At 65.6% G+C, this 22,581-nt stretch carries 23 protein-coding genes and 5 pseudogenes; 15 read left to right on the top strand and 13 right to left on the bottom strand.

The genetic code is table 11. The features are described from left to right. Positions 1-104 precede the first annotated feature (104 nt). Together M5I08_RS08445 and M5I08_RS08440 are read left to right on the top strand one after the other, a co-directional pair. Entirely contained in the window at positions 105-350 is a 246-nt protein-coding gene (locus M5I08_RS08445) for a hypothetical protein (RefSeq protein ID WP_219070530.1), read from the top strand. 4 nt (positions 351-354) lie between these two features. Beyond that, on the top strand, positions 355-1,203 hold the full coding sequence (locus tag M5I08_RS08440) for an alpha/beta fold hydrolase (protein WP_219070532.1): 849 nt from the start codon (positions 355-357) through the stop codon (positions 1,201-1,203). Between the two features lie 3 nt (positions 1,204-1,206). Here M5I08_RS08440 and M5I08_RS08435 read toward each other — a convergent pair whose 3' ends face one another. Together M5I08_RS08435 and M5I08_RS08430 are read right to left on the bottom strand one after the other, a co-directional pair. Further along, on the bottom strand, positions 1,207-1,440 hold the full coding sequence (locus tag M5I08_RS08435) for a hypothetical protein (protein WP_219070534.1): 234 nt from the start codon (positions 1,438-1,440) through the stop codon (positions 1,207-1,209). A gap of 58 nt (positions 1,441-1,498) precedes the next feature. Then, the gene (locus M5I08_RS08430) at positions 1,499-2,371 is read right to left on the bottom strand and encodes a MaoC/PaaZ C-terminal domain-containing protein (protein ID WP_219070536.1); all 873 of its coding nucleotides are present in this window, start codon (positions 2,369-2,371) and stop codon (positions 1,499-1,501) included. A gap of 93 nt (positions 2,372-2,464) precedes the next feature. Between M5I08_RS08430 and M5I08_RS08425 the strand changes: the two genes are divergently transcribed. The 3 genes and pseudogenes from M5I08_RS08425 to M5I08_RS08415 all read left to right on the top strand — a co-directional run. Beyond that, positions 2,465-3,169 (top strand): histidine phosphatase family protein, encoded by a 705-nt coding sequence (locus M5I08_RS08425; protein ID WP_219070538.1) that lies wholly within the window; start codon positions 2,465-2,467, stop codon positions 3,167-3,169. Between the two features lie 321 nt (positions 3,170-3,490). Then, positions 3,491-4,231, top strand: a complete 741-nt coding sequence (locus M5I08_RS08420; RefSeq protein WP_219070540.1) for an SHOCT domain-containing protein — start codon at positions 3,491-3,493, stop codon at positions 4,229-4,231. Positions 4,232-4,386: 155 nt separating this feature from the next. Next, positions 4,387-4,947, top strand: a pseudogene (locus M5I08_RS08415) (MMPL family transporter); the annotation flags it as partial. 157 nt (positions 4,948-5,104) lie between these two features. Here M5I08_RS08415 and M5I08_RS08410 read toward each other — a convergent pair. Then, positions 5,105-5,641 (bottom strand): annotated as a pseudogene (locus M5I08_RS08410) (ISAs1 family transposase); the annotation flags it as partial. 192 nt (positions 5,642-5,833) lie between these two features. Here M5I08_RS08410 and M5I08_RS08405 point away from each other — a divergent pair. The 3 genes from M5I08_RS08405 to M5I08_RS08395 are packed head-to-tail and all read left to right on the top strand — an operon-like array spanning position 5,834 to position 8,951. Beyond that, the gene (locus tag M5I08_RS08405; protein WP_219070837.1) at positions 5,834-7,036 is read left to right on the top strand and encodes a site-specific integrase; all 1,203 of its coding nucleotides are present in this window, start codon (positions 5,834-5,836) and stop codon (positions 7,034-7,036) included. Next, positions 7,033-7,965, top strand: a complete 933-nt coding sequence (locus M5I08_RS08400) for a tyrosine-type recombinase/integrase (RefSeq protein WP_249762920.1) — start codon at positions 7,033-7,035, stop codon at positions 7,963-7,965. The genes M5I08_RS08405 and M5I08_RS08400 overlap by 4 nt, the downstream gene beginning before the upstream one ends. Next, a complete protein-coding gene (locus tag M5I08_RS08395) occupies positions 7,962-8,951 on the top strand; it encodes a tyrosine-type recombinase/integrase (RefSeq protein WP_219070835.1) in 990 nt (329 codons plus the stop codon). The genes M5I08_RS08400 and M5I08_RS08395 overlap by 4 nt, the downstream gene beginning before the upstream one ends. Before the next feature lie 102 nt (positions 8,952-9,053). Here M5I08_RS08395 and M5I08_RS08390 read toward each other — a convergent pair. After that, a pseudogene (locus tag M5I08_RS08390) lies at positions 9,054-9,728 on the bottom strand (ISAs1 family transposase); the annotation flags it as partial. A 195-nt stretch (positions 9,729-9,923) separates the two neighbouring features. Here M5I08_RS08390 and M5I08_RS08385 point away from each other — a divergent pair. The 3 genes from M5I08_RS08385 to M5I08_RS08375 all read left to right on the top strand — a co-directional run bounded on the left by M5I08_RS08385 (position 9,924) and on the right by M5I08_RS08375 (position 11,467). Further along, complete coding sequence (locus M5I08_RS08385) at positions 9,924-10,325, top strand: hypothetical protein (protein WP_219070808.1); 402 nt, start codon at positions 9,924-9,926, stop codon at positions 10,323-10,325. After that, complete coding sequence (locus M5I08_RS08380) at positions 10,318-10,899, top strand: DUF6262 family protein (protein ID WP_219070807.1); 582 nt, start codon at positions 10,318-10,320, stop codon at positions 10,897-10,899. The genes M5I08_RS08385 and M5I08_RS08380 overlap by 8 nt, the downstream gene beginning before the upstream one ends. Positions 10,900-11,320: 421 nt before the next feature. After that, positions 11,321-11,467 (top strand): hypothetical protein, encoded by a 147-nt coding sequence (locus tag M5I08_RS08375; protein ID WP_219070806.1) that lies wholly within the window; start codon positions 11,321-11,323, stop codon positions 11,465-11,467. 172 nt (positions 11,468-11,639) lie between these two features. On the opposite strand, the gene M5I08_RS08370 is transcribed toward M5I08_RS08375, so the two are convergent. The 4 genes from M5I08_RS08370 to M5I08_RS08355 form a co-directional block, all read right to left on the bottom strand. Beyond that, on the bottom strand, positions 11,640-12,272 hold the full coding sequence (locus M5I08_RS08370) for a hypothetical protein (protein ID WP_219070805.1): 633 nt from the start codon (positions 12,270-12,272) through the stop codon (positions 11,640-11,642). Further along, positions 12,254-12,448, bottom strand: coding sequence for a hypothetical protein (locus M5I08_RS26650; protein WP_307728273.1), 195 nt, complete (start codon positions 12,446-12,448; stop codon positions 12,254-12,256). Before M5I08_RS26650 ends, M5I08_RS08370 begins: the two co-directional genes overlap by 19 nt. Positions 12,449-13,343: 895 nt before the next feature. Then, positions 13,344-13,916, bottom strand: a complete 573-nt coding sequence (locus tag M5I08_RS08360) for a DUF6431 domain-containing protein (RefSeq protein WP_249763204.1) — start codon at positions 13,914-13,916, stop codon at positions 13,344-13,346. A gap of 131 nt (positions 13,917-14,047) precedes the next feature. Further along, the gene (locus M5I08_RS08355) at positions 14,048-14,194 is read right to left on the bottom strand and encodes a hypothetical protein (protein ID WP_249763203.1); all 147 of its coding nucleotides are present in this window, start codon (positions 14,192-14,194) and stop codon (positions 14,048-14,050) included. Positions 14,195-14,247: 53 nt separating this feature from the next. Here M5I08_RS08355 and M5I08_RS08350 point away from each other — a divergent pair, with 53 nt between their 5' ends. The 3 genes from M5I08_RS08350 (at position 14,248) to M5I08_RS08340 (ending at position 17,271) form a co-directional block, all read left to right on the top strand. Continuing rightward, positions 14,248-14,421 (top strand): hypothetical protein, encoded by a 174-nt coding sequence (locus tag M5I08_RS08350; protein ID WP_219070746.1) that lies wholly within the window; start codon positions 14,248-14,250, stop codon positions 14,419-14,421. A 368-nt stretch (positions 14,422-14,789) separates the two neighbouring features. Continuing rightward, positions 14,790-15,596 carry a L,D-transpeptidase gene (locus M5I08_RS08345; protein WP_219070744.1) on the top strand — a complete coding sequence of 269 codons (807 nt, stop codon included), beginning with the start codon at positions 14,790-14,792 and terminating at the stop codon, positions 15,594-15,596. Positions 15,597-15,831: 235 nt separating this feature from the next. Further along, a complete protein-coding gene (locus M5I08_RS08340; protein ID WP_219070742.1) occupies positions 15,832-17,271 on the top strand; it encodes an ISNCY family transposase in 1,440 nt (479 codons plus the stop codon). A 90-nt stretch (positions 17,272-17,361) separates the two neighbouring features. Here the strand turns inward: M5I08_RS08340 and M5I08_RS08335 are convergent, their stop codons facing one another. Continuing rightward, on the bottom strand, positions 17,362-17,802 hold the full coding sequence (locus M5I08_RS08335; RefSeq protein ID WP_219070733.1) for a hypothetical protein: 441 nt from the start codon (positions 17,800-17,802) through the stop codon (positions 17,362-17,364). A 186-nt stretch (positions 17,803-17,988) separates the two neighbouring features. Between M5I08_RS08335 and M5I08_RS08330 the strand changes: the two are divergent. After that, positions 17,989-18,123 (top strand): annotated as a pseudogene (locus M5I08_RS08330) (recombinase family protein); the annotation flags it as partial. Positions 18,124-18,694: 571 nt separating this feature from the next. Here the strand turns inward: M5I08_RS08330 and M5I08_RS08325 are convergent. The 4 genes and pseudogenes from M5I08_RS08325 to M5I08_RS08310 form a co-directional block, all read right to left on the bottom strand. Continuing rightward, positions 18,695-19,231 (bottom strand): annotated as a pseudogene (locus M5I08_RS08325) (ISAs1 family transposase); the annotation flags it as partial. A gap of 131 nt (positions 19,232-19,362) precedes the next feature. Then, positions 19,363-20,352: a tyrosine-type recombinase/integrase gene (locus tag M5I08_RS08320; RefSeq protein ID WP_219070835.1), complete on the bottom strand. Its 990-nt coding sequence runs from the start codon at positions 20,350-20,352 to the stop codon at positions 19,363-19,365. Then, positions 20,349-21,281: a tyrosine-type recombinase/integrase gene (locus M5I08_RS08315; RefSeq protein WP_249762920.1), complete on the bottom strand. Its 933-nt coding sequence runs from the start codon at positions 21,279-21,281 to the stop codon at positions 20,349-20,351. The genes M5I08_RS08320 and M5I08_RS08315 overlap by 4 nt, the downstream gene beginning before the upstream one ends. Next, on the bottom strand, positions 21,278-22,480 hold the full coding sequence (locus M5I08_RS08310) for a site-specific integrase (protein WP_219070837.1): 1,203 nt from the start codon (positions 22,478-22,480) through the stop codon (positions 21,278-21,280). The genes M5I08_RS08315 and M5I08_RS08310 overlap by 4 nt, the downstream gene beginning before the upstream one ends. Positions 22,481-22,581 lie beyond the last annotated feature (101 nt).

Raw genomic sequence — 22,581 nt, 5'->3', positions numbered from 1 at the left:
GATGCTAGTCGCGCAGGCACACGCCCACGATTACCTCTCGGGTAATCGACAGCATGCAGCGGACCCGTCCACGATCGAAGCCTGACCACCGAAAACGGAAGGACATGCACCATGAACGAGGCCAATTCCCCGGCCACGTCTTCGCTTTGGCCGGCCCGGTCGACGCCCACCACGACGACGCCCGATTCACCTGGGGCCTGGGCCGCGACGGCGATGATCCACTCGTGATCAGCTTCGACGTTGCGTCCGTCGGCGCCGACGGACGACTGGCCCGTGTCGTCGGCTTCCTGGGCAAGGTGCCGACGCAGGCACACGTCCGCTGCCGCGCACCGACCATCGACAGGAGTTAAGACCGTGCCATATATCCAAACAGCAGAACAGTTTTCGCTCTTCTACACCGACTATCCGGGCAACGAGCCGGTGGTGTTCGCGCACGCCTGGGCCCTCAACGGCGACATGTGGGGCTACCAGCTCACGGAATTGATGGCGGCTGGATTTCGCTGCATCACCTACGACCGTCGTGGCCACGGACGCTCCGACCGGCCACCGACCGGCTACGACATTGACACGCTGGCCGACGATTTGGCCGCGCTGATCGAGCAGCTCGATCTGTCCGACATCACCTTGATCGGTCATTCGATGGGATCGGGAGAAGTTGTTCGCTACCTGACTCGGCACGGGGCCGGACGCGTCGCCCGCGTTGTGCTGAGTGGCACGGTGACGCCAATGCTCTTGCAGGGCCCCGACAATCCCGAGGGGATACCCGACGAACTCGCGGCGCAGTCGCGCGAAGTCATGCTTCGCGACATCGGCGACTGGATGGAGATCAGCGGCAAAGCCGAGTACTTCTATGGCGAGCATCGCGTGTCCCAGCAGCTGATGGACTGGACGCTGAACACGATCGCCGCGGTGCCGCTGCCCATCCTCACCCGGACCAGTGATGCATTCGTGCGCGCCGACTTCCGTTCGGAGTTCGCTGAGCTCACGGTCCCGACTCTGCTCATCCACGGGACCGCCGACGCCTCGATGCCGATTGATCTGACCGCGCGTAAGACCGTATCGCTGATTCCCGACTGCCGGTTAATGACCATCGACGGCGCCGGCCACGGTCTCTACCTCAGCGAGTCTCGCCGGTATAACGCAGCGCTGCTCGAGTTCATCACCTCGACGCGGGCTCCCGCGGGCGCCGTAGCGAGCGGCTGATGATCAGCTGTCGTCCTTGTCGTCGCCCTTGTCGTCGTCTTCGTGGTCGCCGTCGTCGCCTTTGTCGGAATCTTTGCCCGTCACCAGCTCGAGGGTCGCCCAATGACTCGGGGAGAGAAAGACCGTCCAGCTGCCTGCCTCGCGGCCCATCTTGACGACACCGTTTTCGACTTCCCACTTCGTGTTGTCGTCGTACTCAGTCTCATGCCCGTCGCTGTAGGTGAGTTTGAATGCCATGGCCGCAGAGTGCCGCGATGGCGGCGCCGCTAAACCAGCAAAGCCAAATCGCTGGGCGTTAGCGCGCGGTGTATTCGACCGCGCCGTCCTCGAGCACGAGCCGCGCATCGCTGCCGTCGGGCGCGCCAGCCTCGGTGCGAAACACCGCCTTGCCGGGTTCGGTGTGCCAGATCAAGGTGGTCAGCGTCTCGCCGGGAAAGACCGGTTTGGTGAACCGTGCATCGATCGAGGTGATGGCGCTGGCGTCGCCATTGCCGAGTTCGGCGACCAACGCTCGGCCGGCGAACCCATAGGTGCACAGCCCGTGCATGATCGGCTTCGGAAAGCCGGCCAGCTCCTTGGCGAACCACGGGTCGCTGTGCAGCGGATTGCGGTCCCCGGAAAGCCGGTAGATCAGCGGCTGATCCTCCCGAGTGGGCAGGGCGACCCGGGCGTCGGGCTCGCGGTCGGGGATCTCCGGCGCGAGGGGCCGCTGGCCCGGCTCTCCCCCGAAGCCGCCCCCGCCGCGGATCACCAGGGTGGTGAAGGTCTCGGCGAGCAGCGTCCCGGTGTCGGGGTCGCTGCCGCGGCCGCGCAACATGATGATCGCGTTCTTGCCCTCGCCCTTGTCCTGGATGTCTGCCACTTCGGTGACCACCGACAGCTTGCCCGCGGGCGGCAGCGGCGCGTGCAGCCGGATGCCCTGCGAACCGTGCAACAGCATCGCCCAGTTGAACGACCCGATCTTGCCGGCGGCGCCGAACGCCGGGCAGCAGATCACCGCATACGTCGGCAGCACCTGCTGATCAATGCCGTGGCTGTTCTCGGTGGTGAACGACAAATCCTCGGTTCCGGCACCGACACCGAGCGCATACAGCAAGGTGTCGCGGTCGGTCCATTCGAACAGCATCGGCTCGGTGGTTGCACCGACGGCCTTCGGGTCGATCGCCATGCGGGTCTCCTCTCGATCGGATTCATGCGGCTAACCATGGCGAACCTTTGCAAACCCGCCACGCCGACGCCGTCGACAAGGCAGGCTATCGCCGTGCGCAACCGCACCGTGATCTGGAAGGCTCTGGCCGCACTTGTCGTGACGATCGTGCTCGGCGCCTGCTCGGGAAGCCCGCACGCCCGCAGCATCACGTTGACGTTCATCCGGCAAGCCCAGTCCCAAAGCAACGCCGACCACGTGATCAACACCGACATCCCCGGCCCAAGTCTGACCGAGGAAGGCCAGGCGCAAGCCGGAAAGCTGGCACATCAGCTCTCCCGCAAGAACTTCGACGCCGTCTACGCCTCCGACATGCTCGGTGCCGAACAGACCGCGCAGCCGCTGGCCCAAACGCTCGGTAAGAAGGTCGAGATCCTGCCGGGCCTGCGGGAAATCAACGCCGGCTGGTACAACAACACGCCGTCGAAGCGGGCTGACCTGACGTATCTGCTCGCGCCGGCGGATTGGCTCAACGGCGACCGCACGGACGCCATCCCGGGCTCGATCAGCGGTAACGAATTCAACGAGCAGTTCAGTGCCGCCGTCCAAAAGATCTACGACAGCGGGAACACCAAACCGGTGGCGTTCTCGCACGCCGAGGCGGTCATGTATTGGGCGTTGATGAACGTCAAAAACCCCAAGAACAGCCTGGCGACCACCCATCCCTTGCCGAACCTGGGCCGCGTGGTCATCACCGGCAACCCGACGACGGGATGGACGCTGGTCGACTGGGACGGCATCCGCGACTTCAGCTACTAAGCCTCCAGGCCCCGTGCCGAATGTGGACTCAATGCACGCCGTAGACAGATTCGCGTGACCAGGACTCCTGATGACCGGGCGACCGGTCAACAATCCCTACCGCCGGCATCCCATTCTTGAAAGCTGTTTCGCCGGGCGCCGACCGTGGTCTATGAGCCGCGGAAAAGCGTTGTCCCAGAGTGCTTCGCGGCATTTATGGCGAAAAGACAGCAGCCCCGGGTCAGCCCCAAAAGGCACCTGAACTCTGTCTTCGCTCACGCGTCGGAACCTACGAGGTCGTCGTCCCATGCTCGTTCCCCCGGGTTTGCGTAGGCTCCAATCATGAAGGCAACGGTTACCCCCGAGGCCGCCAAGGCCGTAGGCGAGATCGCTGCGCGTCACGGACTCTCCCAGGACGCGGTGCTCACCATGCTGTTCGCCCTGCGTGCCGGGAGCGGCACCATGGCCCAATTCAACATCCCCGAGCTCGGCGGGAGCGGGCAATGGATGCGGGGCGGGATGACGCTGGTCGGCAACATGTTCGACAACGCGCTCAAGGCGCGCGTCGACGCGCTGTGCAACGAGTTGGTTCAGTTGCTCGCCACCACCACGGTATTTCCCGCGTCGAGCACTCAGTCCCAGATCGGATTCTCGGCGAACAACTGGTGGCCGGCCGATCTCGGCGTCCCGAGCGCGGTGGGTGCGCAGAACAACGTCCGCTACGCGTTCTTCCCGGCCACTCGGCGGTTGGCAATCGAGATCGACGGTTTCACAAAGGTTTTCGATACCGGCGAACACCACATCGGCGGCGTGCAACAGCAGCAGAGCGGCGGGATCAGCTCGGTCGGCTTCACCAGCCAGCTCGGCACGTTCGGCGTGCTAAGTCTGCGTGAGCTCGGCGTGCGGCCGGTGGCCGAAACACCCGCGGCCGAAACACCGGCGCCCGCGGCCGCAGGAAGCTCATCCGGAGATGCCGCGACCATCATTGCCGCCATCGAATCACTGGCCGGATTACACGAGCGCGGCATCCTCTCCGACGAGGAGTTCGCCGCGAAGAAGGCCGAACTGCTCGCCCGACTCTGACGGGCTACAGCGTCGCGGGGCGGATCACCACCACCGGCTTGGTCCGCGAACCCTCGTCGCAGCAGCGCGATCGCCCGGCCGACGTCGTCCCTGGCGGCATAGACGCCGTCGTGACCGGCCGCCTCGGCCTCCTCCGGAGTCAGCACGCAGTCACCGTTATGAACCTGCTCTCGCTGGTCGCCGCGTTCGGCGCAATGGTGTGGATCTTCCAGGATGGTCATTTCCATGGCTTCGGAACAACTAGTACCGGCCACCTAAACGCGGCATTCCAACCGTTTACGTTCTGTATCGCGTTTGGCCTGTCTATGGATTACGAAGTCTTCGTGCTGTCGAGTGTGCGTGAAGAATGGATGAAAACCAACCGCGGGGTCGGTGACAACGAAACCGCTGTCGCCCTTGGTTTAGCTCGCACAGGGCGAATCGTCACCGCGGCCGCAACTGTGATGGCAATAGTGTTCGTCTCTATGGTTGCCTCACAAGTGCAACATATGCGGATGCTGGGCACAGGACTTGCGATCACCGTGCTCGTGGACGCCTTTCTAGTCCGAACGATTCTGATATCCGCCTTTATGCGACTCATGGGGCGTGCAAACTGGTGGGCGCCCGCGCGATTGGCTCGCTGGCGCGCTAAATGGGGGCTCAGCGAAGAACACCGCAAATCAGCAACGCCCTTCGGGCGACGGCGGCCACGTTTATCCGAAGAGGTCTTACCTTGACCCCAGGAAATAGCGTTAACGCATTCCCGAGGGGCAGGCGAAGCGGTCATTCCGACGCATGCGTAACCACATTCAGACAGGCGCAGGTCGACCGCTATCGCGTACAACGTGTGGCCCCTAACCGGTCTCTAAAAACCCAGGGCTCAGGCGTTGTTGATTAGCACGCGTGTGACCAGGTGTTTCGATGCTCGGTGAGCAGGTGAAGTCCGCGGTCGGTGCTGAAGGCAGTTGCGCGGCAGGCCTCGGCGATGTTGTCGGCCCGGTCGAGGCGGTGCAGGTTGAGCGCGGTGTTGCGCAGCGAGGCCAGGACCTGAGCCGCGTTGCCGGTGCGCGTGGTGGATCGGTCCTCGTCGAAGGTGACATCGCGCACCCAGTGCACCCGATTCTCTATCCCCCAATGGTGGCGCAGCCAGCGCGCGATCATGGCGGGCCGGGCGTGCTCGAACGGCAGGCTGCAGATGGCATAGACGATCTCGACGGTGCGTTGCCCGGTCGCGGTGACCAGCCGTTCGCGGGTGATTCGGACGATCTGTTTGGCGTAGGGGAATCCGATTCCCCTTGCGGCGGTGAGTGTTTGCAGTGTCCTGGTCTCGACTCGGCCGTGGCCGCGGCTGTCGTCGGTGGCGGTGGGCGGGACCTGGGCCCAGGGCAGCGCGACGATGCGGGCCAGCAGGCCGGGCTGATTCGACTTCACCGTCTATGCCGATATCGGCATAGACCGTCTTATGCCGTTGCTGGGACTATGCCGAGTCTGTGGGTGTTCAGGGCGGAGAGTGGTTGTGGGGCGGCATGTCTGGGGTCGGTGCCGGATCGAGCATCGGCATAGTTGCGGTTCCCGGTTGATGCTCATTGTTGCGGGCACGGTGCCTGCAACGAGGAGGTCGAGATGGGAACTGTGTCGTGTTGCCGTATCCGGGGCGTGCTGGCCGAATACGAGTTCGGGTTCAGGGTCGAGCTGGCATCGTTGGGGTATACGCCCTCGTCGATCGAGTGGAAGATCAACGACGCGAGCCGGCTGAGCCGGTGGATGACCGCGCGAGGCCTGCCGCCGAGTGGGCTCGACGGTGATCATCTGGCAGCCTTCGTCGCTGAGTTCGCGGCATCACGGAAGACGCCGCCGAGCCGCGGGAGGTTCGAGCAGCTACTGCGGTTTCTGCGCTCGCGGGGCGCCGGAGTGCCCGGCACTGTCGCCGAGCCGGACAGACTTGACGGGCTGATGGCCGCTTATCGGGGCTGGATGGTGGATCAGCGTGGTCTTGCCGTGCGCACGATGGAACGCTACGAGAGGACGGCCCGGCGGTTCCTCGAGCAGTGCGGATCTGCGGATGTGGGGATCGGATCGCTGACGGCGCGGTCGGTGACCGATTTCCTGCTCGGCGTGGTGTCGCGGGGGTTGTCCACCGGGTCGCTGCGTGCGAACGTTTCCGAGTTGCGCTCGGTGCTGCGGTTCTTGTACGTCAACGGCCTGATCGACGCGCCGCTGGTACAGGCGATCCCGCCGGTGCCCGGCTGGAAGGGTGTGGCGGTCCCTGCGCGGATGCCGGCCGGGCTGGTTCAGGAAGTGCTGGATAGCTGTGATCGCAGCACTGCGGCGGGGACCCGGGATTTCGCAATGCTGACCCTGCTGGCACGCCTTGGGCTGAGGGCCTGCGAGGTGGCCGGGTTGACCCTGGACGACCTGCGGTGGCGTGACGGCGAGGTGGTGGTGCGCGGCAAGTCGCGGCGCACCGACCGCATCCCACTGCCCGTCGACGTCGGCGCCGCTGTTGCGGAGTATCTGCGCGCGGCCCGCCCCACGGCGCAGACCAGGGCCGTATTCGTGACCGTGCGCGCACCGCACCGGCCGTTGTGTCCGGCAGCGGTCAGCCAGACGGTGTGGCGGCAGTGTGACAAGGCCGGGCTGCCTGGGGTGCGGGCGCACGCACTGCGTCATGCACTGGCAACGAACCTGCTTGACCGCGGGGTGCGCCTGCCCGAGATCGGCCAACTGTTACGGCATGTCGATCTAGCCACGACCGCGATCTACGCGAAGGTCGACTACACGGCGCTACGGGAGCTGGCACCGGCATGGACGGCGGCGGCACGATGAGCGCCCTCGAAACGTCCTTGGACGACTATCTGCGGCTACGGCGCGCCTTCGGGCACAAGCTAGCCGGCGCCGAGCGGTATTTACGACAGTTCATCGCAAGGCTCGACGCGGCCGGCACGCAAGTGATCACGATGCCAGACGTGCTGGCGTTCGTGTCTGATCCGCGACTTGCCCCGGGCTCCGTCGTTGCGCAGCACCGGCTGATGGCAGTACGCGGCTTCGCCCGCTACCTGGGCGCAGCCGAGCCGCGCACCGAGATCCCGCCAGCCGGCCTGGTCGCCTACCGTGCCCGCCGCCGGAATCCGTACCTGTTCACCGACTGCGATATCGAGGCCTTGGTGCGCTGCGCGCGGGCCGGCACACGGTCGCCGTTCCGGGCGAACACCCTGGAAACAATGATCAGGCTGCTGATGATCACGGGCATGCGGGTAGGTGAGGCGATTCGCCTTGGCCGCGGCGACATCGACTGGGATGAGGCTGTCATCCGGATCCGGGACAGCAAATTCGGCAAGGGCCGGGACCTGCCGGTGTCCCCTTCGACCATCGCGGCGCTGCGCAGCTACGCAGACAGCCGCGATCGGCGGGGCAGCGTCGACATCGACCGGTTCTTCGTGTCGCTAGCCGGCACCCCGGTCGACTACAACCACTTCCGCGCAACGTTCCGCAAAGCAGTCGACGCCGCCGGCATCGCGCACGGCCGACCGAGCCCGCCACACATTCATGATCTCCGACACCGATTCGCGATCAGCACCGTGACCGGCTGGTATAGCCAAGGCCGCGATGTCCAGGCGCTGTTGCCCCGGCTGTCGACCTACCTCGGGCACCGCGATCCGGTCTCCACCTACTGGTATCTGACCGCCACTCCCGATCTTCTCGCCCAGGCCGCCGTCCGGCTCGAAGAAGCCGCATCGAAGGCAGCGGGCCGATGACCGCCGTCGCCACCACGCTGGAGATGTTCTTCATCGAGCGGCTCACCCGGCAGCGACAAGTCAGCCCGCAAACCGTCGCCTCCTACCGGGACTCGCTGCAACTGCTGCTGCGCTTCGTGAACGAACAGACCGGCAAGGAACCGTGCACCCTGGACTGGGCCGACTTGGACGAGCCGGTGATCTCATCGTTCCTGGACCATCTGCAAACCCGGCGGGGAAACAGCGCACGCACCCGCAACCTACGGCTGACCGCGATCCGGGCGCTGTTCCGCTACGCCGCGTTCCGCCACCCCGAGCACGCCGCCGTCATCCAACGAGTACTGGCCATCCCGGCCAAACGGGCCGACAAGCGCACCGTCACATTCCTGGCCGGCGATGAAGCGGCAGCCCTGATCGACGCCCCGGACCGCGCTCGCTGGGAAGGCCGCCGCGACCACGCCTGGCTGGCGTTGGACATCCAGACTGGACTGCGGGTTTCCGAACTGATCGGGCTGAACTGTGGCGACATCACGTTGGGCCCCGGAGCGCACCTGAGATGCGAAGGCAAAGGCCGCAAGCAACGCGCCGTTCCGTTGACCGCCACCATCCAGGCGGTACTCGCGAACTGGATCGCCGAGCTCGCCGGCAGGCCCGGCGATCCGCTATTCCCGACCCGCAGTGGGCGGCGCCTGAGTAGGGACGCGATCGAGCAGCGCATCGCGGTGCACGCCCACAAGGCCGCCCAGAGCTGCCCCTCCCTGAAGGCCAGACACCTGCACCCCCACGTCCTCAGGCACACCTGCGCCGTCGCACTGCTCCAAGCCGGTGTCGACACCTCCGTGATCGCTCTCTGGCTTGGTCACGCCGACGTCCGATCAACGAACCCATACCTGCACGCTGACCTGACCATCAAGGAAAAAGCCCTCGCCATAACCGCCCAACCGACCGTCGCACCGGGACGCTACCGGCCCTCCGACACCGTCCTCGCCTTCCTCGAAGGCCTGTAACTATGCCGATGCTCGATCCGGTACCGACCCCAGACATGCCGCCCCACAACCACTCTCCGCCCGAACACCCACAGACTCGGCATAGTCCCAGCAACGGCATAACACGATCATCAGGTAGTGCGACTTCAGGGTGGCGCAGATCAGTCTGGCGGTAGCGGTCTGGGTGTGCATCGCATCCACGGTGACCAGCAGCCGCACCCGCGGCAGAAGCTTGAGCAGCATACGCACGCAAGGGATTTCGTTGCTCTTCTCCGCAACAGCGAGCTGGCCGAGCACCAGCCGGGTACGGTGGGCGAACACCGCCACCAGATGCGCCGCCGTCGACCCCAAACGCCGCGCACCGCGCAGCGTCTTGCCGTCCAACGCGACCGCCAGCAGCCCGCCGTCGGCTGCGTCCTGCGTGACGGCCAGGGTAGTGAAGTAGGCGCCCAAGCGGCGGTCCAGATCAACCGGATCCAGCCGAGACAGCACCGAACGGAACGTCTTCTCGCTCGGGCAGCGGAACCGAATCCCCAACTGCGCCATCACGTCTTCTGGAGCAGTCCGCGACCACGTGGCGAATCCCGCGTACCCGCGCATTCCGGCCGCCGTCGCCAGGATCGCGATCGCCAGCAGCGCCATCAGCGAGTAGCGGCATCCACGCCGATCACGCGGGTCCGGAACCGACGCCAACACGTCCCGGAACTTCGAACTCACCACGTCGACACGCTCCCCGGCGCGCCAGCGATCCAGCGCCTCCGCGACGGACGGCTCGGGTGATACTGAACGGGCAGGCACGGGCGACTCCAACCGGACGATCGAGCACAGGAAACTTAATCGTCCTCGAGAAGCCCGTGTCTGCCTCGCAGCGAAACGCCGAACTATCCAAGTCCGTCACCGCAGGTAACAGAGCCGGAAGTCAACAACGCCGGAACCCTGGACCGCGGTGCCTTGCGCCCTGCCGCTGATCAAATCGAATACGAACGACGTTCCGTGTCAACACTTCTCGGCGGCTGCGTGGAGCCGTCCAACGTCAAATCGGGTGGCCGATCCTGCCCAATCCGGTTCCAATGCGGCGGGTGCGACCACTACCGACCCGACCCGTCCTACATTCCCGAGATCGAAGCCGAGATCCGCAAGATCAAAGCCGACATCATGGAGGCGCAGCTGTGTGCCGCGCCGCAGGTCGTCGACAACCTCCGCTACAACCTGGCCATGTTCGAATCCATCCTGGCGAAGATGACCACCAATCTCGCCCAGCTCGACGCGGAAGAGCGTGCCAGCCTCGATGCCGCGATCGGCACCATCCGCCGAGCCCGAGAACAGCACTGCCACTCACTGCCGCTCTACGTCACGCAGCGCCAGCCAGACAGTGCAAGCAACGGCAATGACTGACCCCCGCACCGACAAACTCATCGCCGCGCGCCGCCTGGACAGTCGCACGAAATACGAACGCACCCAACAAGCCCTGGCCACCCTCGTCAAGAACGGAAACCAGATCAGTTTCGCGAGTGTGGCACGGGAAGCAAAGGTCTCCACGTGGCTGCTCTACAACAACAGCGACCTCAAACAGGCCATCACCGAAGCGATCAACCACCAAACCAATTCAGCATCCCAGCCAGCCTCGACCGCTCGATCGGCTTCTGTCGACAGCCTGCGCACCGATCTCGAACTGGCCCGTCAGGAGATCACCCAATTGCGTCGATCCGAACGCAAACTCCGCGATCGGCTACAGCGCACCCTCGGCGCCGAGATCGAGCAGATCGACCGGTCCGAGCTGATCGCGCGTATCGCCGATCTGGAAATCCTGGTTACGAAGCTGCGGGCCGACAACACGGAGTTGCTTGAGACCAATGCGCGGCTCACCGAACTCGTCGACCAACAAGGCGACGACCTCGACAGTGCCAACACCCTGCTCCGCCGATACATGAAAGAGGCGAGCCGGGCACAGTCGGCGGCGCCGTCGTGACAGTGGTCAGCCTCCGTCGCGCTCGCGGTGCCACTTGCTGTGGCCCCAGAGCGCGTCTCGAATCTAGAGAACCGAGATGCCTCAGATTCGGTCTCGTCAGTTCAGCACGAATTTTTGCCCCAGCTCGTCAGGCGGCCACCCCATCTCCGGGGATCTGCACGCGGGTGCGGTCTGCGGAGATGATGACGTGCGATCATCGCCAGCTCTGGCGGCCAGTGGGGGCATCGGCTGAAACCGTTGCACCGGTCACTTTCAAATGAGCCGCCGCAGCCGCCGACAGACATTTCATCAATCACCGCCCCGAAAGTCGCCCGCGCGACATCAAACTGCGGTAAAGCTGCCTGAACGTTCCGCTATCGCAAGGGCGGACACCCGCGAGGAAACGCAGCGGCTGCGCCAGCAGCTGCGACAGGATGCCGGTTTGCGGGCGCGGGTCGCGCAGTTGGAGGCGATGTTGGCCGGTGACGCCGACCGGCCGCGCCACGAGGCCAGCGGGCAGGGGCAGGTGGTGTTGAGCCGCCAGCAGCGCCGCGCCGCCCAACGCGCCGCACGCAAAACGCCGACCTAGTGGCCGCGGCTAAAACCGCGGCGGAAGGGTGAATCAGGACGCTGATGGGCGACAACAACTGGGCTGGCCGGCGGCGGGTGATCGGCGCGCCGATGGGCCGGGCTCCTCACCATCGGGGCTGCGCAACCTGCGGTAGGCCACCAAGGCCCGAGTCGCGCAGCGCTTCCCTGAGCTATGACCCGATTGACGAGAGCAGGTCGGTGAAAACGGATGGGTCGATCGCCGCGGCAGGGTCCAGGCTGGCGGCGAGATCGGCGGCCGGCGACGCGTCAAGTGCGCCAGCCGAGTCTGCAAGGGCATCCGGGCTTATCGGTTCGACGTTGGGGAAACCGACGAACAAGGTGGTGAATTCGGCGTTGAGTTCGGCGGGAAGGACTTGCAAAACCGCAGTGCCGACCAGATCAAGTCGGTCGAAGTATCCGGTCAGCTCACCGGCGAAAGTGGCCCCCGTCGCGTAGTCGCCGGCGTCGGCGGCGTTCACAGTGGTGTTCACCGCCGAGAGCATGTCGCCAGACGCCGTGGCGAGCTGGTTGTCGGCGCCGACGAGCTGCGAGTTGGATTGGAGAGCCTCAGGCAGCGCGTCTTGTTGTGCCTGGATTTGCGAGATCAGATCGCTTTCTTTTTGCAGGCCCGACACCTCGCCGCCGATATCTGCCTTCTGCGCCGGGAGCAACGAAGCATCAATACCAGAATAGAGGCTGGCGGCATCGTTGAAGTCGCCCTCAGCCTGAGTCAACAAAACATCGATGACATCGGCGCGGGCCACCGGCGTCCCGGCGACCCCGATCATCGCAGCAGCCGCCACCGCCCCACCAGCCAAACCCAGCCCCGCAGCCCATCTGCGCACACTACTGACCACCGCCACGACACCGTGAGCAGCCGGTGTGGCGGCATGTTGTGCGCGAGGCCGGCTTTGGCGGCATAGCGGGCGAGCATCACCTCGCGCAGATTGCGGCCCAGCCGGTCCAGAGTGTGCACCACGATGGTGTCGCCCTCGCGGGCGTAGCCGAGCAGCTTCGTCAGCCCGGGCCGATCGACGGTACGGCCGGTCTTCTTGTCGCTGTAGATCCCGCGAGGCGGGGATGCCGGCGGCAGTGAGTGCGTCGAGCTGGCGTTCTAGGCTCTGCTTGGTCGTAGACACCCGGGAGTAACTGAGTTCGAGTCCGCGTAGTGGGCGTTCCTGACCGGTTCCCATGCCGATACCGTACCGGAAGTCACCAGCGTACGGTTATTTTAGAATATACTTAAGAGGAACGACTTGCGGAACGATGGCGGGCGCAAAACCCCGCGTCGGCGGTCGTGAACCGCTGCGTGCGACACGCGTTCCGCTTCCAAGGAACCGGAGCATCGGTGCTGTTGCGGTTAGCGCCGCGTCACCGGGCATTGTTGCGGGCAGGTCTAATAAGACTGACTAAGGTTAAATGTTGCTATGCTAGCCCCATCCGGATGGGGTGGCGTCGGTGCCGGTCGACCACCTGGCTTCTCCAGGGCGAGAAGCGAATACATTGCGGTGCAGAGCAATTGAAAGCCCATGACGCGCTGCGCGGTGACGCGCGGAGACAATCCCGATCCCCCATCACACCTTCATCCACGCCGTGATGGCCCAACACCCACGGCTTCCCCGCTGGCTTGCCATGTGTTGGCCGTCGCTGAGGATGACGATGACGGCGTCACGGTGATTGACGACGAGTTTCTGGCCGTTCTTGGGCAGGGTGACTCGGTGCTCGGCGGGGTGACGCGGTCGTGGCTGTGATGACGCCGCGATCCGGCGTTGTTGGTGACGACGAAAGGGTTGGCGGGCAGGATCGACGCGGTGGTGCGAGGTGCCGGCACGGCGAGGCCCCTCGGGGTCGATGCACCCGGGGAAGTGGCGCGATCAGTCTGGCGGGGCGAGCAGCCTGCCCAGGGTGTAGATGCCGACCATCGTCCAGGGCGGGTCGGGCAAGCCGAGCCGGTGGCGGTCCCAGTAGGCGGCGGCACAAAGCACCGACAGGGTGTCGCGCAGTTGGTGGCCGACGAATCGCAGTTCACCGAAGACGTCGGGGGCTACCTCGATCAGCCGCTGCGCGCCACGCTGGTACATCCAGTGCAGGTGCTTGGGTGCGGCGCGACGCAGCCAGCGACGCACGGTCGACTCGGATCGGTGGATGCGGGCGGCGATGCGCCGGTAGCCCAGTCCGTTGACCTCGTGCAGCAGTGCCTGGCCGATCACCGCTGTGGTGTCGGCATGGCGGGCCTGGAATGCCGCCGGCAACACGATGTGGGTGGATTCGCAGTCCGGGCAGCGCACCCGCCGTGGTCGCAGCGTCACTGTCGCCGTGCCGTGGGAGCGGATCGTGCGGCGCCGGCCAAACCCCCATTTGGCGAGCCGGCCGGCGCACCGTGGGCAGTGCAGCGTGCCAGCGTTGAGATGGTCCTCGGCCAGCTCGGCGGTTCGGGTGACGATCACCGCTGCGGTCGACAGTCATGGTTCATCAGCTTTGCCTACCACAAGCGGATTCCGTCAGGGGCCAATTCGTGTTGGGGCCAACCTATCTGGCCGCCGATCGTCAGTGTGGACGACAATCAAGGATTCGGCCGTCACCATGCCCACGATCCGCTGGCCGTGGCGGGGCGCTCACCGGGGAGTCCGGCATTCATGTGCACGCTGATGATGCAGGCGAACACCGTCGCCTGTAGCGGTCCGTCGGCGCCCCCGGTGACGATCAAGCGGTCCGTGGTCGCCACCGAGAGAGACGGTCAACAGCCATGGGCCACCGCCTGCCCAGCCCGACGCCGCGGTGTGTAACGGCTTTCGGGCTGTCGGCATCGCGTCGAACATCATCGTCGGCGTCGAGGTCCTTGACGGTGAAAAAGGTCATCCGGACGTGCCCGTGGGAACCCGGGCTATCGACCTCGCCGAGCTCATGCTGCGCAAGGCCAACGCCGGCGTGAATAGGGGCGCGCACCGGTAAGGGTCGTGTCACAACCCGTACAGACCGGGGTCTTGAGGGGGCGACCTTCGAGTCAGCTTCCAACGCTCCACCCCTGCCAACAATTACGTTGGGACAAAACGTTACCACCTCGTGACCTGTATGCAAGAGGTGTGATATGCGGGAGAGGGCAGAAGTTAGGGTGGCCTAAGCGTTGGTGGGTGAGCGGTCAGGCGATAAGTGCCCGGCAGTGGCCTGGCGGTTTCTCACAGCGTTGCAAAACTCGCCGTGGTCAAACCGTGATGAAAATGTCATCAAAACGCTAATGTGCCCTGGCAGTTTCGCCTGCCAGTGTCCCTACGATTCCTGTTGAATCCTATTGAAAATGTGTCAATAAAGGGGTCGGGGCCATGCGGGCGTTTGCGCAGTGTCTTCTTGCATTGAGCGTGGTCGCTGCGAGCGTGGTCGGGAGACCCGCCGGCGTCAGCCTGGCGGCAGCCCACCGATCATCCAGGTTTGCCATCGCATCTGTGCTTCCAACGGCAAACGAGGTGGTGGGCGTGGCGCACCCCGTCGTGGTGACGTTCAGCGCGCCTGTCGGCAACCGGTCCGCGGCTGAGCGCGCTGTCAAAATCACCTCGACACCTGCGATGACCGGAAAATTCGAATGGCTCGACGACGACGTGGTGCAGTGGATTCCGGACCGATTCTGGCTGGCGCACACCGCGGTGGCGCTCTCCGTGGGCCCCCTGTCGACAGACTTCAAAACCGGCCCTGCCGTCCTGGGCGTCGCTGACATCTCCGAGCACACGTTCACCGTCAGCATCGACGGGAACGGCGCGGCGCCACCGCCGCCACGGCCCGCGCCGCATCACCAGCCTCACTGGGGAGAAGACGGAGTGATGCCGGCTTCACTGGGGCGACCGGACTTTCCGACGCCTGTCGGGGTTTACACCGTGCTCTCTAAAGACCGCTCCGTGCTGATGGATTCGAGCAGCGTCGGGGTTCCGCTCACCGATCCCGCGGGTTACCGGGTCCCGGTGGATTACGCCGTTCGCATCACCCGTCGCGGGATCTTCGTGCACTCGGCGCCATGGGCTGTCAATTCCCTGGGGCTTGAAAACGTCAGCCATGGGTGCATCAGCCTCAGCCCCGCCGACGCAGAGTGGTACTTCAACACCGTCAATGTCGGCGACCCAGTAATCGTGAAGGAATAGCAGAGCACCGGCACATCACCGGCCAGCACCGGAGCGAAAATGCCTTTACCGGAACTTATTTCCCGTTGAGGACTGAACTATCAGGGATCCCACATGGCATACATCGCGAGTGCGTCCGAGTCAGCGCAGCTAGCTACTTCGACCTGAAAAAGTCGGTGGGTTGATCCGCGGGTTGGCGGTGCTGAGCTGGAAAGATGGCCTCAAAGCCCTTATTGCGGAAGGGATTGAGGCCATCGTGTTTCGTACTGTAGGTGATCAGCCGTCGTTGTGGGAGTCGTTACTGCCGGAGGAGGTGCGGCGACTTCCCGAGGAGTTGGCGCGGGTGGATGCGCTGTTGGACGATCCGACGTTCTTCACACCGTTTATGCCGTACTTCGACCTGCGGATCGGTCGGCCGTCGACGCCGATGGAGACCTATCTGCGGTTGATGTTCTTGAAGTTTCGCTATCGGCTGGGCTACGAAAGCCTGTGCCGGGAGGTCTCGGACTCGATCACGTGGCGGATGTTCTGCCGGATCCCGCTGGAGGTGGCGGTCCCGCATCCGACGACGCTGATGAAGCTGACCACACGCTGCGGGTCGGCGGCGGTGGACGGGCTCAACGAAGCCCTGTTGGCCAAGGCGGCCGAGGCGAAGGTGCTGCGCACCAACCGAGTACGGGCCGACACGACGGTGGTTCCGGCGAACGTGGCTTATCCCACCGACTCGGGGCTTTTAGCCAAGGCGGTACGGCGGATCGCAACAACCAGCAAGCGGATCCAGGCCGCCGGCGGTGCGGTACGCACCCGGGTGCGGGATCGCTCCCGCGCGGCAGGTAAGCGCGCTCACGCGGTCGCGGCCAAGCTGCGCTCTCGCACCGCACTGGGCCGCGACGAGGCCACCGCCGCGGTGCTCAGGAGCACCGGTGAGCTGGCCGGGTTGGCGCAGACCGCCGTGCGGGACGCCGAGCGACTGCTGGTCAACGCCAAGCGGGCGGTGCGCCGAGCCGAAGCCAAAGCCGCCGCACTGCGTGCTCAAGGTGGGCGCGACGCAGTGGCCGGCCGGCGGCGGGGCCGGCTCGTGCGCGCGGTCAACGACCTGCAGAAACTGCTGGCCGCGACCCGGCAGATCGCCGCGCAGACCAGCCAACGGGTTTCCGGACAGACCCCCGAGGGCGCCACCCGGCGGGTCAGCCTGCACGACGACGATGCCCGCCCGATCGCCAAGGGCCGCCTCGGGCGACCGGTCGAGTTCGGCTACAAGGCCCAGGTCACCGACAACGACGACGGCGTCGTGCTCGACCACACCGTCGACATGGGCAACCCGCCCGACGCCCCCCAGTTGGCACCGGCGATCGCGCGGGTCACCACCCGCACCGGGCGCACACCACGCACCGTCACCGCAGACCGCGGCTACGGCGAGAAACGCGTCGAAGACGCCCTGCACGACCTCGGTGTGCGCACCGTCGTGATACCCCGCAAGGGCAAACCCTCCCAAGCCCGGCGCGAAGAAGAACACCGACCCGCGTTTCGGCGAACCATCAAGTGGCGCACTGGCTGTGAAGGCCGTATCAGCACCCTCAAACGCGGCTACGGCTGGGATCGAACCCGCATCGACAACACCGAGGGCGCCCGGATCTGGGCCGGACATGGAATCCTGACCCACAACCTGGTCAAGATCAGCGCCCTCGCCGCGTAATCGACACCGCCGAAGCAACATTCATGCGCCAAATTGGGCACAGCCAGCACACCCGCTCACCACACGCGGGGGTTTTTCAGGTCGAAGTAGCTAGGCCGAAGGGGGGCCGGGCTGGATCGGCTGACCGGGCACGGGTCCGCCGGCCGGCGCCGGGCCGGTCGGCGCACCCTTGCCGCCGAAGGGACCAGCCGGCGCCGGATCGTCAGCCGCCACCGGAGCGCCCACCGGCCCAAGCGCAATTAGCGGCACGCCCGCGGGAACCGGCACGCCCGCAGGAACCGGCACGCCCGCAGGAACCGGAACGCCCGCAGGACCGGCGACGCCGGAGAGCGCAGGAGGAACGCACACCGCAGCGACCACCGGTCCACCGGCAACTCCTGCCGGAGCAGCCTCACCCGCCAATCCCTGGACACAGGCGTAGCCACCCGTCATCAGCGGGACCGCACCCGCGTTGGAGCTCAACGCAATAGCGGCCCCGCACAAGCCAGCGCTGGCAACCGCTGTGACCTTGGCTCGATCGAAGGTTGTCATCAACGTCCACTCCTCTATTAGGACTTCTGTCCGGACTCAGATCTGTGTTTATGCAATCAGACGGTGCAGCAGAACCGCGTAGCCGCACCGGAGTCGACCGTCGACACTGGCTCAATTTTTAATAGACAATGTTTACTACGCACCGCAACGCGCCGAACAGTTTCCAAATAGTGATCTTGGACCCCCGAATTTGAGGCCAACCTCGCCCGGGCCCGCACCCGAGAAGGAATGGCCGTTGCGAAAGCCAAAGGTCGGCTCCGCGGCAAGAAACCCAAACTCAGCCCGCACCAGGAAGCCCACCTCGTCGAGCTGCACCGCGCCCTTCTCACCGTCGGGTGCCGCGTCGTAGGCGGCCAGGACCTCCAGCTTGTACTTCGCGGTGAACGTCCGCCACCGGGCCCGTTCGGGCACCTCGGGATCGGGACGTTGCGTTGCAACATCAGCCACCCGACCAGGATCTTCCATCCCGGCCGCGCGAGCCAACGTCGTCACCTTGCTTGTCATTTCGGGGAGTCTCTCCATCCCCGCCCTCGGGGTCACCAATTGCCAGGGGGCGGGTGCCTCAATCCAGGTTGACAGAGAGGGGAACTTCGCCGCATGCACGGCAACCCGCGCGTACACCATCACCGACCGCACCGAACTGTTCTGATCGCGCTCACTGTCTTGATTTATCCGGCCCTATCATGGGCATTGGTTTAGGCGAGGTTTAGGCGGCCGCGGCGATGAACTGCTGGCGCTCAAGATCGCGGCCACTGCTGCTGTCGGCACCAACTCGTCCATACCGCAATCCTCTAGCGGCCCTTACGTTCCTCGTAGCGCAAAGAATCCATCGGACCGCCTGCCTCGTCACACCCAACTGCCCAGCGATCCATCAGGGCTCAGGCGTTGTTGATTAGCACGCGTGTGACCAGGTGTTTCGATGCTCGGTGAGCAGGTGAAGTCCGCGGTCGGTGCTGAAGGCAGTTGCGCGGCAGGCCTCGGCGATGTTGTCGGCCCGGTCGAGGCGGTGCAGGTTGAGCGCGGTGTTGCGCAGCGAGGCCAGGACCTGAGCCGCGTTGCCGGTGCGCGTGGTGGATCGGTCCTCGTCGAAGGTGACATCGCGCACCCAGTGCACCCGATTCTCTATCCCCCAATGGTGGCGCAGCCAGCGCGCGATCATGGCGGGCCGGGCGTGCTCGAACGGCAGGCTGCAGATGGCATAGACGATCTCGACGGTGCGTTGCCCGGTCGCGGTGACCAGCCGTTCGCGGGTGATTCGGACGATCTGTTTGGCGTAGGGGAATCCGATTCCCCTTGCGGCGGTGAGTGTTTGCAGTGTCCTGGTCTCGACTCGGCCGTGGCCGCGGCTGTCGTCGGTGGCGGTGGGCGGGACCTGGGCCCAGGGCAGCGCGACGATGCGGGCCAGCAGGCCGGGCTGATTCGACTTGACGGTCTATGCCGATATCGGCATAGATCGTGTTATGCCGTTGCTGGGACTATGCCGAGTCTGTGGGTGTTCGGGCGGAGAGTGGTTGTGGGGCGGCATGTCTGGGGTCGGTACCGGATCGAGCATCGGCATAGTTACAGGCCTTCGAGGAAGGCGAGGACGGTGTCGGAGGGCCGGTAGCGTCCCGGTGCGACGGTCGGTTGGGCGGTTATGGCGAGGGCTTTTTCCTTGATGGTCAGGTCAGCGTGCAGGTATGGGTTCGTTGATCGGACGTCGGCGTGACCAAGCCAGAGAGCGATCACGGAGGTGTCGACACCGGCTTGGAGCAGTGCGACGGCGCAGGTGTGCCTGAGGACGTGGGGGTGCAGGTGTCTGGCCTTCAGGGAGGGGCAGCTCTGGGCGGCCTTGTGGGCGTGCACCGCGATGCGCTGCTCGATCGCGTCCCTACTCAGGCGCCGCCCACTGCGGGTCGGGAATAGCGGATCGCCGGGCCTGCCGGCGAGCTCGGCGATCCAGTTCGCGAGTACCGCCTGGATGGTGGCGGTCAACGGAACGGCGCGTTGCTTGCGGCCTTTGCCTTCGCATCTCAGGTGCGCTCCGGGGCCCAACGTGATGTCGCCACAGTTCAGCCCGATCAGTTCGGAAACCCGCAGTCCAGTCTGGATGTCCAACGCCAGCCAGGCGTGGTCGCGGCGGCCTTCCCAGCGAGCGCGGTCCGGGGCGTCGATCAGGGCTGCCGCTTCATCGCCGGCCAGGAATGTGACGGTGCGCTTGTCGGCCCGTTTGGCCGGGATGGCCAGTACTCGTTGGATGACGGCGGCGTGCTCGGGGTGGCGGAACGCGGCGTAGCGGAACAGCGCCCGGATCGCGGTCAGCCGTAGGTTGCGGGTGCGTGCGCTGTTTCCCCGCCGGGTTTGCAGATGGTCCAGGAACGATGAGATCACCGGCTCGTCCAAGTCGGCCCAGTCCAGGGTGCACGGTTCCTTGCCGGTCTGTTCGTTCACGAAGCGCAGCAGCAGTTGCAGCGAGTCCCGGTAGGAGGCGACGGTTTGCGGGCTGACTTGTCGCTGCCGGGTGAGCCGCTCGATGAAGAACATCTCCAGCGTGGTGGCGACGGCGGTCATCGGCCCGCTGCCTTCGATGCGGCTTCTTCGAGCCGGACGGCGGCCTGGGCGAGAAGATCGGGAGTGGCGGTCAGATACCAGTAGGTGGAGACCGGATCGCGGTGCCCGAGGTAGGTCGACAGCCGGGGCAACAGCGCCTGGACATCGCGGCCTTGGCTATACCAGCCGGTCACGGTGCTGATCGCGAATCGGTGTCGGAGATCATGAATGTGTGGCGGGCTCGGTCGGCCGTGCGCGATGCCGGCGGCGTCGACTGCTTTGCGGAACGTTGCGCGGAAGTGGTTGTAGTCGACCGGGGTGCCGGCTAGCGACACGAAGAACCGGTCGATGTCGACGCTGCCCCGCCGATCGCGGCTGTCTGCGTAGCTGCGCAGCGCCGCGATGGTCGAAGGGGACACCGGCAGGTCCCGGCCCTTGCCGAATTTGCTGTCCCGGATCCGGATGACAGCCTCATCCCAGTCGATGTCGCCGCGGCCAAGGCGAATCGCCTCACCTACCCGCATGCCCGTGATCATCAGCAGCCTGATCATTGTTTCCAGGGTGTTCGCCCGGAACGGCGACCGTGTGCCGGCCCGCGCGCAGCGCACCAAGGCCTCGATATCGCAGTCGGTGAACAGGTACGGATTCCGGCGGCGGGCACGGTAGGCGACCAGGCCGGCTGGCGGGATCTCGGTGCGCGGCTCGGCTGCGCCCAGGTAGCGGGCGAAGCCGCGTACTGCCATCAGCCGGTGCTGCGCAACGACGGAGCCCGGGGCAAGTCGCGGATCAGACACGAACGCCAGCACGTCTGGCATCGTGATCACTTGCGTGCCGGCCGCGTCGAGCCTTGCGATGAACTGTCGTAAATACCGCTCGGCGCCGGCTAGCTTGTGCCCGAAGGCGCGCCGTAGCCGCAGATAGTCGTCCAAGGACGTTTCGAGGGCGCTCATCGTGCCGCCGCCGTCCATGCCGGTGCCAGCTCCCGTAGCGCCGTGTAGTCGACCTTCGCGTAGATCGCGGTCGTGGCTAGATCGACATGCCGTAACAGTTGGCCGATCTCGGGCAGGCGCACCCCGCGGTCAAGCAGGTTCGTTGCCAGTGCATGACGCAGTGCGTGCGCCCGCACCCCAGGCAGCCCGGCCTTGTCACACTGCCGCCACACCGTCTGGCTGACCGCTGCCGGACACAACGGCCGGTGCGGTGCGCGCACGGTCACGAATACGGCCCTGGTCTGCGCCGTGGGGCGGGCCGCGCGCAGATACTCCGCAACAGCGGCGCCGACGTCGACGGGCAGTGGGATGCGGTCGGTGCGCCGCGACTTGCCGCGCACCACCACCTCGCCGTCACGCCACCGCAGGTCGTCCAGGGTCAACCCGGCCACCTCGCAGGCCCTCAGCCCAAGGCGTGCCAGCAGGGTCAGCATTGCGAAATCCCGGGTCCCCGCCGCAGTGCTGCGATCACAGCTATCCAGCACTTCCTGAACCAGCCCGGCCGGCATCCGCGCAGGGACCGCCACACCCTTCCAGCCGGGCACCGGCGGGATCGCCTGTACCAGCGGCGCGTCGATCAGGCCGTTGACGTACAAGAACCGCAGCACCGAGCGCAACTCGGAAACGTTCGCACGCAGCGACCCGGTGGACAACCCCCGCGACACCACGCCGAGCAGGAAATCGGTCACCGACCGCGCCGTCAGCGATCCGATCCCCACATCCGCAGATCCGCACTGCTCGAGGAACCGCCGGGCCGTCCTCTCGTAGCGTTCCATCGTGCGCACGGCAAGACCACGCTGATCCACCATCCAGCCCCGATAAGCGGCCATCAGCCCGTCAAGTCTGTCCGGCTCGGCGACAGTGCCGGGCACTCCGGCGCCCCGCGAGCGCAGAAACCGCAGTAGCTGCTCGAACCTCCCGCGGCTCGGCGGCGTCTTCCGTGATGCCGCGAACTCAGCGACGAAGGCTGCCAGATGATCACCGTCGAGCCCACTCGGCGGCAGGCCTCGCGCGGTCATCCACCGGCTCAGCCGGCTCGCGTCGTTGATCTTCCACTCGATCGACGAGGGCGTATACCCCAACGATGCCAGCTCGACCCTGAACCCGAACTCGTATTCGGCCAGCACGCCCCGGATACGGCAACACGACACAGTTCCCATCTCGACCTCCTCGTTGCAGGCACCGTGCCCGCAACAATGAGCATCAACCGGGAACCGCAACTATGCCGATGCTCGATCCGGCACCGACCCCAGACATGCCG

Source organism: Candidatus Mycobacterium methanotrophicum (assembly GCF_023515995.1).
Lineage (GTDB): Bacteria > Actinomycetota > Actinomycetes > Mycobacteriales > Mycobacteriaceae > Mycobacterium > Mycobacterium methanotrophicum.
The sequence above is the reverse complement of the archived record's forward strand: the minus strand, read 5'-3'. Positions and strand labels throughout refer to the sequence as shown.

Bases quoted from the DNA above. Each gene is read 5' to 3' on its own strand.
- M5I08_RS08445 (WP_219070530.1), top strand. From the start codon at position 105: ATGCACCATGAACGAGGCCAATTCCCCGGCCACGTCTTCGCTTTGGCC.
- M5I08_RS08435 (WP_219070534.1), bottom strand. From the start codon at position 1,440: ATGGCATTCAAACTCACCTACAGCGACGGGCATGAGACTGAGTACGAC.
- M5I08_RS08430 (WP_219070536.1), bottom strand. From the start codon at position 2,371: ATGGCGATCGACCCGAAGGCCGTCGGTGCAACCACCGAGCCGATGCTG.
- M5I08_RS08420 (WP_219070540.1), top strand. From the start codon at position 3,491: ATGAAGGCAACGGTTACCCCCGAGGCCGCCAAGGCCGTAGGCGAGATC.
- M5I08_RS08405 (WP_219070837.1), top strand. From the start codon at position 5,834: ATGGGAACTGTGTCGTGTTGCCGTATCCGGGGCGTGCTGGCCGAATAC.
- M5I08_RS08400 (WP_249762920.1), top strand. From the start codon at position 7,033: ATGAGCGCCCTCGAAACGTCCTTGGACGACTATCTGCGGCTACGGCGC.
- M5I08_RS08395 (WP_219070835.1), top strand. From the start codon at position 7,962: ATGACCGCCGTCGCCACCACGCTGGAGATGTTCTTCATCGAGCGGCTC.
- M5I08_RS08380 (WP_219070807.1), top strand. From the start codon at position 10,318: ATGACTGACCCCCGCACCGACAAACTCATCGCCGCGCGCCGCCTGGAC.
- M5I08_RS08345 (WP_219070744.1), top strand. From the start codon at position 14,790: ATGCGGGCGTTTGCGCAGTGTCTTCTTGCATTGAGCGTGGTCGCTGCG.
- M5I08_RS08335 (WP_219070733.1), bottom strand. From the start codon at position 17,802: ATGACAACCTTCGATCGAGCCAAGGTCACAGCGGTTGCCAGCGCTGGC.
- M5I08_RS08320 (WP_219070835.1), bottom strand. From the start codon at position 20,352: ATGACCGCCGTCGCCACCACGCTGGAGATGTTCTTCATCGAGCGGCTC.
- M5I08_RS08315 (WP_249762920.1), bottom strand. From the start codon at position 21,281: ATGAGCGCCCTCGAAACGTCCTTGGACGACTATCTGCGGCTACGGCGC.
- M5I08_RS08310 (WP_219070837.1), bottom strand. From the start codon at position 22,480: ATGGGAACTGTGTCGTGTTGCCGTATCCGGGGCGTGCTGGCCGAATAC.